Here is a 17,556-nt window from a genome sequence, read left to right as displayed (position 1 = left end):
CGATTTTCTATAAAATTCATGGACTCTGGATCGTGTTTTTAATAGCATTTTCTCATTCCCATACCACTTTGATGCATATGTATACCAAGAACCCAACCGACAATGGGCTCTGTTGTTATTGTAGCTGTTCCACGGACCTGTGCCCATCTAATGTTTATTAGCATTTCCTAATGCTCATTTGTGCACTGTATCCAGAATCATCAATATAAAACTTAAGGATAGATAGTTAATGGAGTAAAGGAATACCTTTTTGGCCCAGGCATCTGTGTTTTGTGCACTAAAGCCTTTAAGTGCATAGTACAGCCACAGCACGGAAAGTATCAGTGAGACGGTCAAATAGAAGATTCCTGCATACCCGTAAGCATACATGAGAACCGGGACAAAGATTTGCAAAACCAGATAAGGAATCATCTGAATCTTGGTCCGTTCAATACCCTTTACAACTGGTAATAGCGGAAATCCACCAGCCCGATAATCTTCCACCCTGCGGATCGCGAGCGCCCAGAAGTGTGGAGGCTGCCATAAAAACAACATGGCCAGAAGCAGCCATGCACCAAGATCCATACGTCCGGTTACTGCGACATACCCGATGACTGGCGGCATTGCACCAGACAGGCCACCAATGGAGGTGCTCCATGTCGACGAACGCTTTAACCAAAGGGTGTACATAATCACATAGACAAACATGCCAAAAATGCCGCATAATCCGGCAAGTACCCCGGAAAAGGAAAAGAGTACGGATAATCCAATCACACCCAAAATAATGGCATAGGATAGAACGACTTTGGGTGTTAAACGTCCTGTTGGCAAGGACCTGTTGCGGGTACGTTCCATTTTGAGATCAAGTTCACGATCAAAGTAATTGTTAAATACACAAGAAGAAGCCATAATCAGCACCGTTCCAAGCAGGGTCAGCACCATCTTGCCATAGTTGACGTCCCACTGGGATGCAAGCCAAAAGCCACCAAAAACCGCAATAAGGTTGGTTCGAAGAATGCCCGGTTTCGTAATATGGATAAAATCTTTCCACGTCCCTGATTTCATCGGAGGCGCAGATCGTGTTGACGAATCGGAAGAAGCCTGGTATCTCAATGGATTGTCCACGCTTGTGAATCCCCCTTCTTCTTGATCTCATGGAGGTTTCTCTCTCTGCCTCCGATATAAAGTTTATCACAGGAAAAGGAAAAAGAGTTTGACAATGCTCGTACAATTGCTGTCAATTGAGCAGGTTCTTGTCATATCTTTGGAAATTAGGGTGTTTTGCTTCCCGGTAGGCGGATAATATACACTATATATGGGTATCACCTAGATAGAGAAGCAACTCGCATTAACGATACACCACACAAAGGAGACGTTTATGGATACTTCTACACATTTTGTCATGGGGATTGGTTTGGCCGGTCTGGCTTATGTCGATCCTGTTGTCGCGACGAGTCCCATGCTCGCAGCCGCGGTCATGGTTGGTACCATTGCAGGCTCGCAGGCTCCTGACATCGACACTGCGTTACGTCTCAAAAGTAACTCGCTCTACATTCGGAATCACCGGGGTATGTCTCATTCATTGCCATTTCTACTGTTATGGGTTCTGCTCATCACCGGAGTCATTGCACTGATCTTCCCGGGTGTCGCTGTTGGACACGTCGCGGCCTGGACTGCTGTCGCCGTAGGCGTACACGTTTTTACCGATTTGTTCAATACCTATGGAACCCAGGCAGCACGACCTTTTACAGAGCGCTGGATTGCCTGGAACATCATTCATATTTTTGATCCGTTTCTGTTTACCACACATGTGCTGGCCATTTTGTTATGGGCTTTCGATTTGATCGCCCCTGCTCCACTCTTTGTTTCACTGTATATTTTGATTGGCTTGTATTATGTATGGCGGACAATAGCACGTGCTATGGCTGTTAGACAGGTGAAGCGACTCGACAAAAATAATTCTGAGGCTCATTATATGGTCATCCCAACGATATCCTGGAACCGCTGGCATGTGGTGAAAAGATATGTAGACGGCAGTTATGAGATTGGCAAAATGGATCATTCCGTCCTAACCTGGAATCTCCATGCTTCATCGTCCACTCACGCGGCTGTCGTCGCCTCACGCAAATCTCCTGAAGTCACTGCGTTTCTGTACTTCACCTCCTATGCTGTTGCAGAGGTGGAAGAATTACCAGCAGGATACAAGGTTCGCTGGGCAGATGTGCGTTATCGACACCGCAAACAATATCCATTTGTCGCTGTAGTCGTTATGGATCGAAATTTCGAAACGATTGATACGTATGTCGGCTGGTTAAGTGACGAGAAAATGGATAAAAAACTTTTATCCGCACGCTCTTGACGAAAGGTGCACGGAAGGGCACAATCAGACATAGGAACGAATGCGCGCGAGAAAGCCCGGAGCGTTTCCGCTCCGGGCTTCTGCTTGTTGCTGTTTGGTTATAATAATTATTTGCCAGACCCAGCCAGAGACTGCTCAGCGATTTGTACCAGACGTTTGGTGATATACCCGCCCAGAGATCCTGTCTCACGGGAAGTGTAGTTACCGTAGTAACCGTCTTGTGGGATAGTTACACCCAGTTCTTGTGCAGCTTCGATTTTCAATTGTTGCAGTGCTGAGTTTGCTTGAGGTACCACCAAGTTGTTAGAACGAGATCCTTGAGCCATATTTAAAATCTCCCTTCAATCTGTGTCTGTAATGTAATTGCAAGCTTGCAAGATTATTATGGCTCGTGTGCTTCAGGTTATACGGAATTCCATCAAATTTCTATATGGAGGTTTTTCCCAATGAGCAAAGGTTTATCGCTATGGTTTGCATTCTCTTCGATTATGTTGTTAGCGGTTACGGCGATTATGATCTCTTACTCCGGCTGGTTGGCTACGCTACTGTTTGTCGTATCCGTTGCCAACATCGGCTGGGGATTCGTTATTCGCGCAAAGAAAGAGCGTCGTGAAGCACGTACCACCTCGGAAACCGCCTCTTGACCGGTAAACTTCATAGGTATAGTACGAAACGATAATAAAGAGGAGCCCCATCAGGGCTCCTCTTTATTATGTGAACAATTCATCTACTTTAAGTTACTTGCCTCGTCCAACTACAACGTACGTCTAGGAACAAACCCCATACGTTCTTTAACCGCATTAAGTGTCTGAGAAGCCACCGCTTCTGCGCGACGAGCTGAAGTTTCCAGGATGTCGGCCAATTCGCCGGACTCACGAATCTCACGATACCGTTCCTGTAAAGGTTCAATAGCGGATACGACCACTTCAGCCAGTTCTTTTTTGAATGGACCATACATTTTGCCTTCATAGCGCTCCGCTACTTCTTTCAATGACAGACCTGCGCATTCAGCGTAGATACTCATCAGGTTGCTGACTTCAGGTTTGTTTGCCGGATCATATACAACTTCACGACCGGAATCGGTTGTGGCACGACTGATTTTTTTGCGGATCACATCTGGCGGATCAAGCAAGGCAATGTAGCTGCCTGCATTGGGATTACTCTTGCTCATTTTGGAAGAAGCATCGTCCAGCGACATTACACGTGCACCTACCTGTGGAATATAAGGGTCTGGAATCGTGAAATACTCACCATAACGATGGTTAAAGCGTCCCGCCAGATCGCGTGTCAGTTCCAGATGCTGCTTCTGGTCTTCGCCTACAGGCACAAGATCAGCATTATACAGCAAAATATCAGCAGCCATCAATGAAGGATAGACAAACAGCCCGGCGCCAACGGAATCTTTACCCGATGATTTGTCCTTGAACTGAGTCATGCGTTCGAGCTCGCCCATCGATGTCAGTGTAGTCATCAACCAGCCCAATTCCGCGTGCTGCGGTACATGGGATTGCAGAAACACATTGGATTTCGTAGGATCGATTCCAGCTGCGATAAACAAGGCAGCTACCGCCTCAGATTGCTCACGCAGCGCTGCTGGCTCTTGAGCTACCGTTACAGCGTGAAGATCAACCACCATGAAGTGACATTGGTAATCATGCTGTAATTTCACAAAGTTTTTAATTGCTCCGATGTAGTTGCCCAATGTGAGCTTGCCACTCGGCTGAATTCCCGAAAGTACTGTTTTCATTTCACATAACGCCTCCCTGTTTGTTTTCTTCTTATTCTCCGCGAACGCAAAAAGGCCCCACATCCGCAAGGGACGTGAGACCGTGGTGCCACCCTTATTCGCATTCCTCTAGACCTGATTAGATCATGTAGAAGAAATGCCTTCATTTCTCCGTAACGTGGAGTATACGTCCGATTCTACTAAGGATAGTCCAAGATCAGACTTCGCCTGTTCAAACCAGCACTCAAGGGTCCATTCGGTAAAGAGTTCACACCGGTTCACATCATCCACCGGCTTTCTGAAGAGAGTTCTCTTGGCTTACTTGTCCCTGTCATCGCTTTGATTATCATTCATTGGATAAAACGCATCGTTCAGAATACCATCTTAATCCGCGCGGAGCAGAATGTCAAAATGGGAATAGCTTTTTTTTACCCACTTCACAGAAATCTGTTATGATGGAATTGCTTATCCTATTAGCATTCATTCGGTATGCTAATAGGATAAGTGGCATGTACACAATGACACGCCTGCAACGGCATATAGGAATGGTCGTTTGCAGACAGATTTCAAGTGGGAAAAGGAGCATCGATATGAAAAAAGTGACCAAAGGCCAATGGAATGGTTACGACACGTATATCCTACATAGCCGTGAATTGGAGATTACCCTGCTGCCGCGTCTTGGAAATAATATTATTTCGATTCGCGATCTGGTGCAGGGCCGCGATGTCGTTCGCAGTCCGGAAGAAGATGAACTTGCCTTTTATTTGCAGAAGCCGTATCACTTCGGCGTTCCGCTTCTTGTTCCGCCAGGCCGCATTCATCGAGGACAATTCGAATATGAGGGAGTTCATTACCAATTCGATCAGAATACGGCCAATGACAACCATATTCACGGCCTCCACCGCAGCCAGTCCTGGTGTGTCAGCGACATCGAAGAAGATGAAGATGGCTGTGCAATTACAACGGAATTATTAACTGAAAATGAAAAGCATTGGATGGATCAATTTCCAATTCCTTTGAAGCTTGAGATGACGTTCAGACTACAAAACGCGGTGTTAAGCCAGCGTCTGCGTGTGACCAATCTGAGCTCTACTCCTGCTCCTTTTGGAATGGGATATCATACATGGTTTCTGCTTGACGGCAAACCTGCCGAATGGTCACTTCAACTTCCTGTGTCCGGAATTTACGCTCAGAATGAAGAACAACTGCCTACTGGTGAGATTGAATCTCTCGGAGAATGGTCTTCTTTGAACGAAGGCATGAACATGCAAGGACGAAACTGGGATACCCTTTTGAAAGCTGCCGAAGGGCAACCAGCAGTAGCTCACTTGCGCAGACAGGATGGATATACGCTGAAATATTCAGCGGATGAAGCATATTTCAAACATTGGGTCCTCTTTACAAAGGGCGAATCCGATCAATTTCTATGCATTGAACCTTATACCTGGCTTCCTGATGCACCCAATTTGAATTTAACAGACGAGCAAACGGGACTGATTCGTCTTGAACCTGAACAGCCCGTTGAGTTATTTACACGTATTGAGATTGTTCCGCCAACCGAGTAGTAATCTTGTATTCTCAGGGACCTTCTAGGGAACATAGCCCCTATTTTTTCCTTTTATTCTACGTAGCCGATCCATACTGGGTCGGCTTTTTTCATGTTACATCTCATTTCTTTTATCCAAATTTTCCCTTACGCCATATCATGCATATTTCCTCATTCTCTAACCATACTAACATCACCAAGCCATAAGGAGGTGACACACATGTACGGAGGTCAAAACCAAGGTAGCGGAAGCCGCTCCAACAATCTGGTTGTTCCCCAAGCAAACGCAGCATTGCAACAATTGAAAATTGAAGCTGCACAAGAGCTGGGTGTAACTATTCCCCAAGACGGTTACTACGGTAACTACACTTCCCGTGAGACAGGTTCTCTGGGTGGTTACATCACTAAACGTCTGGTCCAAATCGCTGAGCAGCAATTATCGGGTCGTTCGTAAGCTCGTAATTTGTGCTCGTATATGCAAGAACAAAAAGCGGCCTTCCTCGGAAGTGCCGCTTTCCTGTGCTCATCACAATTATGAAGACGACTCCATGCCTGAATCCATGTATGTATTGGTTCTTGGATAACGAATCATCAGGTTCGCCATATTATAGTTGGACTCCATCGTGGCATCAACCAGAATCATGCCTTGTCTTACTGTAAAATCATATGCAATTTCTCCATGAGTCCAATTTCGCTTGAATTTCAAAGTTTCCAGTGCCATTGCGCGGAAAGAAGAGCGCTGGGTTTCGTTTAATCCACCGTCCTCCACTTCCATTTGACCGTCTCGTCCGGTTATCGGATTATGTCGAATCCCAAACTTCCCAATTACATTATTTCGTATTTGCACAAAAACCACACCTGAATCTAACCCTGATAATTCATGATCAAGCTCTTTGAACACCAAATCCAACTGTCGTGCTAATGAAAGCTGGTCAATTTTTACCATAACGCTCCTCCTTTATGCACTTCATCCTACAAAACAAGGACTTACGACTCATTATATGACAACAAATGTGGTCATTCAACAAAGTCAAACAAACTTGGGTAATTATAACTATAATTTGCACAATTAATTGCCATTTTGCGTCCTTTTAGCGAGTTATTTCTCTCAATTGCGACAAAATATTTAGTGGGACCTTAACTTTAAAAAACACAAAAAGGGCCGCAACCCCGTATGCATTTACACAGGATTGCAGCCTCATTTCATATATAGGAATACTATTTCGCGGATTCTGTCATCTCAAGAAATTGATCAATATCGGTAATGACCAGGTTCGCTGCATTTTGCCAGAAATCAGGTTTTGTGAGATCTGTACCTAGATGTTTCTGAGCCAGTTCTTCTACCGTCATTCGGCCTGTATCTCGCAACAAATCATCGTATTTATCGGCAAATGCCGTGCCTTCCTCCTGTGCTCTAGCGTAGATGCCTGCACTGAACATATATCCGAACGTATACGGGAAATTGTAGAATGGTACACCTGTCAGATAGAAATGCAGCTTGGAAGCCCAGAAATGCGGATGATCAGATGCAAGCGCACCACAGAATGCTTCCTGCTGTGCTTCCACCATGAGCTTGGACAACTCATCTGCATTAACCAAACCTTGTTTGCGTTGCTCATAGAACCGATTTTCAAACAAGAAACGAGCGTGAATATTCATGAAAAATGCAACGCTTCGTTGAATCTTGTCTTCGAGCAGAGCAAGCTTCTCTTGCTCATCCGTTGCTGCCTGAACCAGTGCATCAGCTACAATCAACTCAGCAAAGGTAGATGCCGTTTCCGCCACATTCATGGCGTAGCGTTGATTCAAGGCCGGCAGTTCTTCCATAATGTGCTGATGATATCCGTGACCAAGTTCATGGGCAAGTGTCGACACATTCGACGGCGTACCAGAGAAGGTCATGAAAATACGTGTTGCTTTACTGAGTGGCAAGGACGTACAGAATCCCCCTGGACGCTTGCCAGGACGGTCCTCTGCTTCGATCCAACGTTTCTCAAACGCCATTTCTGCAAATTTGGAAAGTTTGGGACTGAACTTGGCGAATTGATCAACAATATTGATGGCTGCCTCGTCATATGTGACTTTTCCACCCGACTTGCCTACGGGTGCATCTACGTCACTCCAGCTGAGTTTCTCTACACCAAGCAGTTTCGCCTTGCGCTCCAAATATCGAACCAAAGCAGGTTTCGCTCCATTAATCACATTCCACATCGTATCGAGCGTCTGGCGCGACATGCGGTTGATCGCCAAAGGTTCCTTTAGAATGTCATCCCAGCCGCGCTTCTCATACAATTTGAGACGGAAACCGGCGAGATGGTTTAAGGTATCTGCGCAGAAGTCTTCGACATCCGTCCAAGCCTGTTCCCAGTTAGCGAATACAGTCTCGCGCACATTTCGGTCACTGTCGCTCAGCTTATTCGCAGCCTGACCTGCGGATAACATCACCGTTTCACCATTTTGTTCAAATGGGATGTTAACCTTGCTTACAATGGTGTTATAGAATTTGCCCCACCCATGGTAACCATCTACGCCGAGATCCAGCGCAAGACCTTCAAGTTCAGGTGACAGTTTCTCACGAGCTAGCGTGCGGCTCTCGTTCAGTGCAAAGGCAAGCGGCTGAACATCTTCCCGAGCAATCCATGCTTCCCATACAGAGTCTGTCGTCTGGCTAAGTGTATTATCGAATTGGGACTTGGCACTATTCAGCATCGCGGCAAGAGAACTAATAGTTCCCTGAAGCTGGACTGCTTTTTTATCATTTTGGTTTTGTGAAGAAAGACAGGACACAAATGCCGACCCTTCCGAAATTCGGATATAACAGCTCTGCAGCAGTTCAAGGATCGGATCAAATGTATTCGTTTCTTCCAGCGACTTGGGTGCAGGTGTTTCTTTCAAAAGGGCTTGCAGCTTGCGTACATCCTGCTCCAGCTCAATCAAATACGCAGCAAACGACTCGGAGGCAGAACCTCCACTAAAAATGGACTCCAAATCCCAGACGGGTTGTAATGGTGTTTTCATTTAAATAAGGCACCTCTCTCAGTAGAATGGATAATTAACCTTGAATTAGAACTGGTTTTATAAGCGCTATATCTCTATACTAGAGAAATAGTTTAAGCTATTTTCAGGAGGTAATCGTATGAAACCTTTACAAGTCTCGGCTGACACAGCCGTCAAATTAGCAGAATCTCTAGGTGTTCCCCTCGAACATCTGATGCATATGCCGCAGCATATTCTGATGCAGAAAATCGCCGAGTTGGCCAAAGAAGAAGCGGCTAAACCTGCCTCTACGGAAGGCGAGCAAGAATGATCCCCTTTGAGAACAGCTGGCCTTACGATATTGTAATGGGGGACATTTATGTACAGCAATGTCCGTACTGCCATGCAAACAATGTACTGCTGCCACTCAAACCAAAGGAGCTTGTACGCATTCGCGAAGGAAAAAAGAAATTACTGGTCTTTCCTTGTTGTAATGCCAGCATGACTGTGATCGACAATGATAGTGATTACCTGCTGTCCAGTCGTCCTGTCCGCAATTAAAGAACAACTGTCACTTATCAAATGGGGCTGCGTTTCGCAGCCTCTTTGTCTGCTTCAATCATTTCATCTGGCAATTCCACCTTGCTCGAAATCATCTGTTCCCGCAGTAATGCCCACTGCTCTCGCGAAGCACGAATCATGGCAGCATCGGTAATGCGCTTGTCATGAATGACCCTGCCGAACCATTTTACAGCCTCATGGAATCGGCCTACCCTGCGGTTCAACTCTCCCAACAGATAAAGAAGCTTGGCTTCATTCCCGCCAGTACCTTCCCGTTCATAAACCTTTACATAAGCCTCAAGACTAAATTCAAGAAAACGGTTTTCCTGGGTATGATCCTCCATGTACCGATACAGCCAGGCAATATGATGCAGCAGGCCTGCAACGACACGATCTTTCTCCTGAATAACCTGCGCAACCAGCAGTCCAAGCTTGTACGAATCCATCGCCTGTTCCAGTGTCCGCGCTCCGCTATAATCTCGTTTCACCCAACGATTGCCGATCTGCTCCTTAAAAGCCTTGCGCTGTTTATCGTTTAATTGTTCTGTCGAATTCTCCGTCGAAGCGAATCCACATTCGGGACAGATTCGAACAACATAGAAATCCGGATTTTCCCGCTTGTAGTACGCGCAAAAATCGGAATCTGTCCGGTATGGCCGTTTCAAGCTTGGTCTTACACGTGAGGTATCATACTCGGTCTCGCAATAATGACACTTCACCTTTACCTTATACAGAGGCTCTAATTCCACTCATTCCATCCCTCTCCCACAAGCTCGTAATCGGAACTAAGGTGTATTCACAAAATGATGTGCTGGCCCCGACAATCGCTGCAGGACGAAAGAATGCAACGGCTCTTCCACACCAACTTGTGTCAACGCCTGATCCATACATGCAAGCCAAGCTTCTGCCCGTTCAACCGTCACTTCAAAGTGCATATGGCGGGCACGCATCATCGGATGACCAAAAGCCTCGGAAAACAATGCAGGACCACCGAAGAATTGAGATAAAAACATGTATTGCTTGTCGATTACCGGCTGAATATTCTCCGGAAAAAGAGGTGCCAGCTTCTCATTCTGCTGAACAATCGGATAAAAAGCTTCGACCAGTGCGCGAACGCCTGCCTCTCCACCAAGATTGTCGTAGATGCTCAAACTAGGATTCATTCCGCTTTTCCCTCCTTTCAGGTGTCGAATTTTGACATATATTACACTCCCATGCTTAATTATGAAAGGAGATTGAAGAACAAGGCCACGAACGCCTTTATCTTCATTCTATCAAAAAAATCCCAAAAGTCCTATATAACATGAAAGGATTATGGTCCCACATAGCCATGACTCATACAGGTCTATCTCGTGCTGAAGGCACAAAAAAAGCGCCAAACAAGAGGTTTGGCGCACCAGATATTTCATTAATAACTTCGCCAGTCCTCTTCTTCAGAGCGCACAAGCGAGGCACGTATAACATAAACAAAAGCACAAACCAGGATTCCGGTGACAAGACTCATAATCATCACTCCATCCGATTTAATTCCACCTTCAAGGTAATTAGGTGACGTTCAGGCGTTTTTATCATTTTAGCATACATCTCTTAAAAACACAGCCACTTTTGCAAGCGCTTTCTAAACATTAATTTGTACTGTTTGTCCGCTTTGTCTCATATATTGATGGCAAAAGCACCTGCGTTCTGCTGCACACTGACCATTCCAAAAATAAAGGAGAAGAATTCATGGCCGCTTCACAACGAATCACCCATGTCCTGATCCCACTAGCTCTCCTGATCCTGTGTGTGTTGATGGTGCTGTTTCCTGCAGAAACCTGGCATGCAGGTGTACGTGGACTATCCATTTGGTGGGACGTGCTGTTTCCCTCCCTTTTTCCCTTTCTGGTGCTCTCCGAGCTGCTTCTTGGCTTCGGCATTGTTCATTTTTTGGGTACACTTTTAAATCCATTGATGCGTCCGCTATTTCGCGTTCCCGGAAGCGGCGGCTTTGTGTTTGCCGTCAGTTGCGCCTCCGGTTATCCCACTGGAGCCAAATTGACTGCACAATTGTGGGAACAAAAATTGCTTACTCGGGAAGAAGGTGAACGCCTCGTTGCTTTCACCACATCATCCGATCCCATCTTCATGATTGGAGCCGTATCGGTCGGTTTTTTTCATAATGTAGCTATTGCTCCCATACTGGTCACATCACATTATGGTGCTGCATTTCTTGTGGGCCTGCTCATGCGGTTCCATGGCGGCATCTCCGCAAAGGATAAACAGCCGAACAACAACTCTCCCTCCGACTCTGAGGAGGTACACAAAAACAGACTGCTCCGAGCCATTTATGCCATGCACGAGGCAAGAAAGGCTGATGGACGGGCATTTGGTGAATTGCTGCGCCAGGCAGTCTCCTCATCCCTTCGCCTTATTATTATCGTAGGAGGGTTAGTTGTATTCTTCTCCGTTATGATGGAATTACTCGTTCAAACTGGATGGCTAGGCGGGTTATACACCATTACGGAACAACTGCTTTTATATACGGGATTCCCCCCCGCCTTATCCCACAGCCTCGTAGGCGGATTATTTGAAGTCACTTTGGGAGCCAAAGAAGCAGGAGGGGCGGGCATTTCTATTCCGCTCGTATACAAAGCTGCTGCTGCTGCATTTGTCCTCTCCTGGGGTGGATTATCTGTTCATGCCCAGATTATGAGTGTCTTGAGCAGCACACCGATGAGATATGGCCCCTTTCTGTTTGCCAGAGCAATCCATGCTCTCATTGCACCCATACTTGTACTTTTGTTATGGATGCCGATGATGGGTGATTCAGAATGGCCTGTTTTGTTCCAAACCGGTGCCAAATCAGAATTATTTTCGTATACACCAGACTGGGGACAGATCTTTTTTTCGGGAGTAGGTGTACTTGGAGGCGTATTACTTTTCCTGCTGATACTTTCTCTACTAAGTCCCTTTTTCTTACCTCGACGTATAAAAAAATAAGCCCTCCTGTGCGTTTATATACAACTGAATATCAATCCAACGTTGTGTTCTTCCCTGGAATTGATTATCATCGGTAGTATAATGACCACAAAGGAGCTTTCATCTTGAGATACTATGTTCAAGACCGCGGAGACCAGTTATCGATTGATCTCAGTCAGCAGTTTCATGCGCTGGCAAAAGAGGAAGGGTTTAAGCTGGATGCAGAATCGCCGGAGATTGTCATCTCCATCGGAGGCGATGGTACGATGCTGCAAGCATTTCACAATTTCATCGACCGCATCCCGGACATTGCTTTTGTTGGGGTTCATACAGGCCATCTCGGCTTTTATGCCGATTGGAAGAAGGAAGAATTACGTGAATTGGTTCGATTGATGAGCGGCAAAGGCGACCCGGAACGACTCAAACCACGAATTGTGGAGTATCCACTGCTGGAGCTTGAGATTCGTAAAAAGTCGGGCAATACCTCTTATATCGCACTGAACGAATTTACGTTAAAAGGTGTAGACGGTACGGTCGTTGCTCAGGTCGACATTAATGATGTGACGTTTGAGATGTTCCGGGGAGACGGTATCTGTGTATCGACACCTTCAGGCAGTACGGCATACAACAAGGCGCTTGGCGGCGCTATGGTGCATCCCACAATCGAGGCTATTCAGATCGCCGAGATTGCTTCGATCAATAACCGTGTCTATCGGACGCTGGGTTCACCGGTTATTTTGCCCAAGCATCATCACTGTGATATCTTCTCACGCAAGGATCAGCGGTTGTTGCTTACCATTGACCACGTAAACGTTATGGTGGAAGATCTCATATCCGTACGCTGCCAAGTGGCCCGTCACAAGGTCAGTTTTGCCCGTTTCCGGCCCTATCCGTTTTGGAACAGGGTTCGCACAGCTTTTTTGGACTAAAATATACGCAACAAAAAAAGCGGTCCTTCTCAGGAACCGCTTTTTGCTTTGGCTTGAGGCTGATCTTTGCTCTTCTTAAGCACAAAGTACGCACATCCAAAGTTGCAATATTCATTGATATAGTCCACCATGCTGGAGATCGTGGAATCCTTCGTTGCTTTGGGATGGTTGTCCCGGTAAAAACCTTTCAATCGCAGCTGGCTGTAACCCCAGTCCCCAATAATGTAATCGTACCGCTCCAACACTTCGCTGTAACGGTCGCGGAAAACTTCGGGATTCCAGCCTTCTTTGTGGTTTTGCACAATTTCATAGTTCTTTCCGCCGATTTGAACAATAACCGGTTCTTGGGGTTTGTCCTGAGCTGATTCTTGGGCTAATTCCTGAACCTGTTCTGTGCTATTATCTTCTTCCAATCCGGTATCCTCCATCATGCGTGTGTTGCCGCCTGTTCAGCATGTTTTGTAGCAGATTTTACCTGTTCGTGCGCACGGTAGGAACTACGTACCATCGGTGCAGATTCAACGTGGCTGAATCCACGCTTTAGTCCTTCCTGCTTCAATGCTGCGAACTCTTCTGGCGGATAGTACTTCTCCACAAACAGATGTTTCTCTGATGGCTGCAAGTATTGACCAATCGTCATAATATCACAATCCACAGCGCGCAGATCATCCATCGTTTGCAGAATTTCATGATATTCTTCCCCTACACCAAGCATGATGCTCGATTTCGTCGGGATATTTGGCTGCATTTCCTTGGCACGAGCAAGCAGTTCGAGTGAACGCTTGTATTTCGCCTTGGCACGGACTCTGTCCGATAGCCGCTCTACTGTCTCAATGTTATGATTCAAGATGTCCGGTTTGGCATCCATCACAATCTGCAATGAATCCCGGTCACCCAAAAAGTCCGGAATCAGCACTTCTACGCTACATAAAGGCAAACGACGACGAACGGCCTTCACCGTCTCAGCAAAGATCGTCGCTCCTCCATCCTTCAGGTCGTCACGCGCCACGCTCGTAATTACGCAGTGCTGCAGATTCATCTGTTCTGCCGCTTCTGCCACGCGTTCTGGTTCCTGCAAATCAAGTTCCGTTGGCAAGCCGGTATTTACCGCGCAAAAACGGCATGCCCGTGTGCAAATGTCGCCCAAAATCATAAAAGTAGCCGTCCGATTAGCCCAACATTCGTAAATATTCGGGCACCGTGCTTCCTCACATACTGTATGCAGCGTTTTGGAACGCATCATCGTTTTCATTTCCTGATAGTTATCGCCGGTTGTCAATTTGATCCGAATCCAGTCCGGTTTCGGTTCTTTAACACGTTTAGCCAATGCATAAACCTTCTTTCTACTGAAGTTAGGCTGTTGCTCGGAACATATTATACCATGAAAGCGCTGGAAAAACCCCCATTTGTCACATCTTGTGCATTCATGTCTTACATGGATAAAATGAAGACTTTTGAAGAACGCTAGGTTATAGCTTGGTTCACCGGGCACCATGTGCATCATCTCATTGGAAAGGGGGCTGCTTCCCTGTGCAAGATCGCTTTACATCGCGGTTAACTTATTCCTTTTGGATCAAAACATTGCTTGCAGGCACACTGCTTCTCCCATTCTTGCCTGTTGATGTTTACGGTGAACCCACCGCCGCTGATTCCAAACCTCAGGCTGTAGAGCAAAAACCAGCGGACATTTTCGCATCGCGCCGACATCTATATGAAAGCATTGGTCAGATGACCCAAATTCCCTGGTACAGGCTCGCAGCGATTGATCAATATGAACGAACCATCTCGCGTGCTCATCCGAAAGATCGTAAACATCCGGAACGGCTGACCGGCATATTCATGACCTCCCCAGCCTGGAGAGGCTGGCTAAATCCGAATGAAACGGATCAACAACCGGGTTCCATTGTTTTTTTCAATGGATATGGTCGTGACGGTTCTGGTGATGGCGTAGCAGATGCCAATAATGACCTGGACGTACTTTACAGCATGGCTTCCATTGTTCAGAATTATGGGAACAAGCCGGAGGACTTCAACATCGCTCTGTGGGAATATTATCATAACTCCCGGGCTGTGCAGCGCATTCAGCAATTCGCGAAATTATATGAGCATTTTGACAGCCTCGATCTCTTTGGTCACGCCTTTCCCGTCCCTCTCGGAACCAACTATTCATATCGCAGCACCTGGGGAACCAAACGCAGTTGGGGCGGGTACCGTATTCATGAGGGCACAGATATTTTTGCACCGCATGGCCTGCCTGTGCGCAGTACCTGTTACGGTGTCGTGGAAATCAAAGGCTGGAATCCGTTTGGCGGCTGGCGTATCGGTATTCGTGATTTGAACAACCATTACCACTACTACGCTCATCTATCCGGCTTCGACAAAAACGCCCATATCGGCGAAGTGGTTACCCCTGGTCAGGTTTTGGGCTGGGTGGGTAGTTCAGGGTATGGAAAACCGGGTACACAAGGCAAGTTCCCTCCTCATCTGCACTATGGCATTTATCGTGACAGCGGGCTGAATGAATGGTCGTTCGACCCTTACCCGAATCTGAAGCATTGGGAGCAGGAAGAACGCAAACAGAAAAAAGCCAAAGGCAAATGAGGCAAAAATGAGGATGGAACCAAGGATAAGAAGTATCTATTTAGTATTGTGATGATTTTTAATGTAAAGCGGGACCTCTATGATAGGGGCCCCGTTTTTTTTATTCGATATTTGCCTTTGACTCATTAGTGGTTCACATCCACGTCAAGCTGGAATCCCTCATTGGGATCAGACAAATCCTCCGGCTCAACCTCCAGTCCATTTCCGTTCAGACCGTTTGCTGGAGCCTGCTGCTGATTGGGAGAGGTTGAATTAGGCGTTCCTCCATGACCACTCGAAACACCCGTCTGACCCGATGGCAGTGCAATCGCGGGTGCATTGCTGCCGTTGCTGCCCACCGGCTTGCCCTGATTATCGTAGTAGTACATCGGCACATCCCCGACCACCAACAGGTAAGATATCGGAATTTCCGTATCAACGGTCTCGGGTTCCATGTCAAAGGGCACCACTACCGCGACTTCGGCAATGATGTGAATGTACACTTCCACCAGAATCATGTTTATACCGGCATTCTGCTGACGGGTGTTCAGATCCACCTTGACGGCTCCCTGAGGCTCAATACGAACCGGTATACTTGGACCAAAGGATGCCAGTACCGGACTGCCCAACGCCTGCCCCAGCGGAATTTTTTCTTTTAACATATGCACGTTCTGCAAAGTGGATTGCACGATGTTCATCGTACTCGCAGTGATCCGCATATGCTCATCGTAATTCAGCATGAATCCGGACACTTTCCCAGCCGTATCGGTTTTCCAGTCAATCAATCCTTCAGTGGATTTGCCTTCGGAAACCTGTGCTGTAATCGCCTTGTTGATCGCTTCCGTTGCAATCTGCTTTACTCTGATTTTAGCCAGGTGCATGATGGGCGGTTTCATTTTCTTATCTACATAGGCAAAACCCTGCATCAAACAAAACGCTGTTACCAATAAAATAATCAACCACATTTTGCGCCTTCCACTTGGCGGCTTGCGGCGTCTTCGGCTTCGCCATCGTCTTCTCATCATCGGGCGTCCCTCCCCTGCGGGATGAGCTATAGGCTATATACTATCCTTATGCACTGTTGTCCCAAAAAAGAAGGACAGCACCTGCTCGTACAGGGATATCATCACTTACAACTAAAAAAGCCTTCCGCCAGCAGATTTTCTCTGCATGACGGAAGGCTTTTTAATGGAATATGGCTCTGAGGAATCAGATCCCTGTCCACATTTTATTATTTCGGAACGGACTCCCAGTCTTTCAGGAAACGCTCAATGCCGCTGTCTGTCAGCGGGTGTTTCCACAATGTTGGCAGGAGCGAACCCGGAATGGTCGCGATATGCGCACCAGAAAGAGCTGCATCCTCGACATGTTTGATATTACGGATGCTTGCTGCAATAATTTCGGAAGGCAAATCGTACGTATCCAGAATGAGACGCAGATCGCGAATCAGCTTCATGCCATCCACCGCAATATCATCCAGACGGCCAACAAATGGACTGATGTATGTTGCGCCAGCTTTTGCCGCCATCAGACCCTGTGCTGCAGAGAAGATCAGCGTTACATTGGTTTTAATTCCTTTTTGGGTCAGTTCATGACAAGCATAGAGTCCATCTTCGGTCATCGGTAGTTTAATCACTACATTCGGTGCCCATTCTGCAATTTCATAAGCTTCCTTCAACATATCCTCGGCTTTAAGTCCGATCACTTCAGCACTGACCGGGCCTTTAACAACACCACAGATCTCCTGAATCACTTCTTTAAATACGCGACCTTCTTTGGCAATCAAAGACGGGTTGGTCGTGACTCCATCCACCAGACCCAGACGTTCGATCCGTTTGATTTCTTCAACATTACCTGTATCTAAGAAAAATTTCATGATATGTTCCCTCCACTTGATGAATTTTGTAAACAACTATACTCATCATTACCCGATTATCCGTAT

The 17,556-nt window shown here is 46.6% G+C and carries 20 protein-coding genes and 1 other annotated feature; of the genes, 9 read left to right on the top strand and 11 right to left on the bottom strand.

Annotation, left to right across the window (positions count from 1 at the left end):
* Window positions 1-174: 174 nt before the first annotated feature.
* Window positions 175-1,104: a heme o synthase gene (gene cyoE / locus gpAD87_RS00370; protein ID WP_064635699.1), complete on the bottom strand. Its 930-nt coding sequence runs from the start codon at window positions 1,102-1,104 to the stop codon at window positions 175-177.
* A 253-nt stretch (window positions 1,105-1,357) separates the two neighbouring features.
* On the opposite strand from cyoE, the gene gpAD87_RS00365 reads away from it, so the two are divergent.
* Window positions 1,358-2,338 (top strand): metal-dependent hydrolase, encoded by a 981-nt coding sequence (locus tag gpAD87_RS00365; protein WP_064635698.1) that lies wholly within the window; start codon window positions 1,358-1,360, stop codon window positions 2,336-2,338.
* A 107-nt stretch (window positions 2,339-2,445) separates the two neighbouring features.
* Here gpAD87_RS00365 and gpAD87_RS00360 read toward each other — a convergent pair whose 3' ends face one another.
* Window positions 2,446-2,664, bottom strand: a complete 219-nt coding sequence (locus tag gpAD87_RS00360; protein WP_017692386.1) for an alpha/beta-type small acid-soluble spore protein — start codon at window positions 2,662-2,664, stop codon at window positions 2,446-2,448.
* Window positions 2,665-2,784: 120 nt separating this feature from the next.
* Here gpAD87_RS00360 and gpAD87_RS00355 point away from each other — a divergent pair, with 120 nt between their 5' ends.
* Window positions 2,785-2,982, top strand: coding sequence for a hypothetical protein (locus tag gpAD87_RS00355; RefSeq protein WP_063566137.1), 198 nt, complete (start codon window positions 2,785-2,787; stop codon window positions 2,980-2,982).
* A gap of 110 nt (window positions 2,983-3,092) precedes the next feature.
* Here the strand turns inward: gpAD87_RS00355 and trpS are convergent, their stop codons facing one another.
* Entirely contained in the window at window positions 3,093-4,085 is a 993-nt protein-coding gene (gene trpS / locus gpAD87_RS00350; protein WP_064635697.1) for a tryptophan--tRNA ligase, read from the bottom strand.
* Between the two features lie 65 nt (window positions 4,086-4,150).
* Window positions 4,151-4,408: a binding site (T-box leader), on the bottom strand.
* A gap of 246 nt (window positions 4,409-4,654) precedes the next feature.
* On the opposite strand from trpS, the gene gpAD87_RS00345 reads away from it, so the two are divergent.
* Together gpAD87_RS00345 and gpAD87_RS00340 are read left to right on the top strand one after the other, a co-directional pair.
* Window positions 4,655-5,629 carry an aldose 1-epimerase gene (locus gpAD87_RS00345; RefSeq protein WP_064635696.1) on the top strand — a complete coding sequence of 325 codons (975 nt, stop codon included), beginning with the start codon at window positions 4,655-4,657 and terminating at the stop codon, window positions 5,627-5,629.
* A 201-nt stretch (window positions 5,630-5,830) separates the two neighbouring features.
* Window positions 5,831-6,064 (top strand): alpha/beta-type small acid-soluble spore protein, encoded by a 234-nt coding sequence (locus gpAD87_RS00340; RefSeq protein ID WP_063566140.1) that lies wholly within the window; start codon window positions 5,831-5,833, stop codon window positions 6,062-6,064.
* 78 nt (window positions 6,065-6,142) lie between these two features.
* Here gpAD87_RS00340 and gpAD87_RS00335 read toward each other — a convergent pair whose 3' ends face one another.
* A complete protein-coding gene (locus gpAD87_RS00335; protein ID WP_063566141.1) occupies window positions 6,143-6,556 on the bottom strand; it encodes a hypothetical protein in 414 nt (137 codons plus the stop codon).
* A gap of 272 nt (window positions 6,557-6,828) precedes the next feature.
* Entirely contained in the window at window positions 6,829-8,628 is a 1,800-nt protein-coding gene (locus gpAD87_RS00330; RefSeq protein ID WP_064635695.1) for a M3 family oligoendopeptidase, read from the bottom strand.
* Between the two features lie 118 nt (window positions 8,629-8,746).
* Here gpAD87_RS00330 and gpAD87_RS00325 point away from each other — a divergent pair, with 118 nt between their 5' ends.
* Window positions 8,747-8,917 carry a YycC family protein gene (locus tag gpAD87_RS00325; RefSeq protein ID WP_064506463.1) on the top strand — a complete coding sequence of 57 codons (171 nt, stop codon included), beginning with the start codon at window positions 8,747-8,749 and terminating at the stop codon, window positions 8,915-8,917.
* A complete protein-coding gene (locus tag gpAD87_RS00320; protein WP_063566143.1) occupies window positions 8,914-9,147 on the top strand; it encodes a hypothetical protein in 234 nt (77 codons plus the stop codon). The genes gpAD87_RS00325 and gpAD87_RS00320 overlap by 4 nt, the downstream gene beginning before the upstream one ends.
* 17 nt (window positions 9,148-9,164) lie before the next feature.
* On the opposite strand, the gene gpAD87_RS00315 is transcribed toward gpAD87_RS00320, so the two are convergent.
* Both gpAD87_RS00315 and gpAD87_RS00310 read right to left on the bottom strand, forming a co-directional pair.
* The gene (locus tag gpAD87_RS00315; RefSeq protein ID WP_064635694.1) at window positions 9,165-9,896 is read right to left on the bottom strand and encodes a DUF2225 domain-containing protein; all 732 of its coding nucleotides are present in this window, start codon (window positions 9,894-9,896) and stop codon (window positions 9,165-9,167) included.
* 36 nt (window positions 9,897-9,932) lie between these two features.
* Window positions 9,933-10,310: a globin domain-containing protein gene (locus gpAD87_RS00310; RefSeq protein WP_024634405.1), complete on the bottom strand. Its 378-nt coding sequence runs from the start codon at window positions 10,308-10,310 to the stop codon at window positions 9,933-9,935.
* A 562-nt stretch (window positions 10,311-10,872) separates the two neighbouring features.
* Between gpAD87_RS00310 and ylbJ the strand changes: the two genes are divergently transcribed.
* Both ylbJ and gpAD87_RS00300 read left to right on the top strand, forming a co-directional pair.
* Window positions 10,873-12,126, top strand: a complete 1,254-nt coding sequence (gene ylbJ, locus gpAD87_RS00305; RefSeq protein WP_064635693.1) for a sporulation integral membrane protein YlbJ — start codon at window positions 10,873-10,875, stop codon at window positions 12,124-12,126.
* 104 nt (window positions 12,127-12,230) lie between these two features.
* The gene (locus tag gpAD87_RS00300) at window positions 12,231-13,034 is read left to right on the top strand and encodes an NAD kinase (RefSeq protein ID WP_024634403.1); all 804 of its coding nucleotides are present in this window, start codon (window positions 12,231-12,233) and stop codon (window positions 13,032-13,034) included.
* Window positions 13,035-13,063: 29 nt separating this feature from the next.
* On the opposite strand, the gene gpAD87_RS00295 is transcribed toward gpAD87_RS00300, so the two are convergent.
* Together gpAD87_RS00295 and lipA are read right to left on the bottom strand one after the other, a co-directional pair.
* The gene (locus gpAD87_RS00295) at window positions 13,064-13,465 is read right to left on the bottom strand and encodes a YutD family protein (protein ID WP_231952393.1); all 402 of its coding nucleotides are present in this window, start codon (window positions 13,463-13,465) and stop codon (window positions 13,064-13,066) included.
* Entirely contained in the window at window positions 13,462-14,361 is a 900-nt protein-coding gene (gene lipA / locus gpAD87_RS00290; protein ID WP_053783279.1) for a lipoyl synthase, read from the bottom strand. The genes gpAD87_RS00295 and lipA overlap by 4 nt, the downstream gene beginning before the upstream one ends.
* A gap of 203 nt (window positions 14,362-14,564) precedes the next feature.
* Here lipA and gpAD87_RS00285 point away from each other — a divergent pair, with 203 nt between their 5' ends.
* Entirely contained in the window at window positions 14,565-15,635 is a 1,071-nt protein-coding gene (locus gpAD87_RS00285) for a M23 family metallopeptidase (RefSeq protein ID WP_064635692.1), read from the top strand.
* A 125-nt stretch (window positions 15,636-15,760) separates the two neighbouring features.
* On the opposite strand, the gene yunB is transcribed toward gpAD87_RS00285, so the two are convergent.
* Together yunB and fsa are read right to left on the bottom strand one after the other, a co-directional pair.
* A complete protein-coding gene (gene yunB, locus gpAD87_RS00280) occupies window positions 15,761-16,639 on the bottom strand; it encodes a sporulation protein YunB (protein WP_064635691.1) in 879 nt (292 codons plus the stop codon).
* 206 nt (window positions 16,640-16,845) lie between these two features.
* The gene (gene fsa / locus gpAD87_RS00275; protein WP_024632668.1) at window positions 16,846-17,490 is read right to left on the bottom strand and encodes a fructose-6-phosphate aldolase; all 645 of its coding nucleotides are present in this window, start codon (window positions 17,488-17,490) and stop codon (window positions 16,846-16,848) included.
* Window positions 17,491-17,556 lie beyond the last annotated feature (66 nt).

Origin of the sequence: Paenibacillus sp. AD87 (assembly GCF_001659845.1) — a bacterium.
Classification (GTDB): domain Bacteria; phylum Bacillota; class Bacilli; order Paenibacillales; family Paenibacillaceae; genus Paenibacillus; species Paenibacillus marchantiae.
Note: the sequence above shows the minus strand (reverse complement) of the source record. Positions and strands in the feature narration are given on the sequence as shown.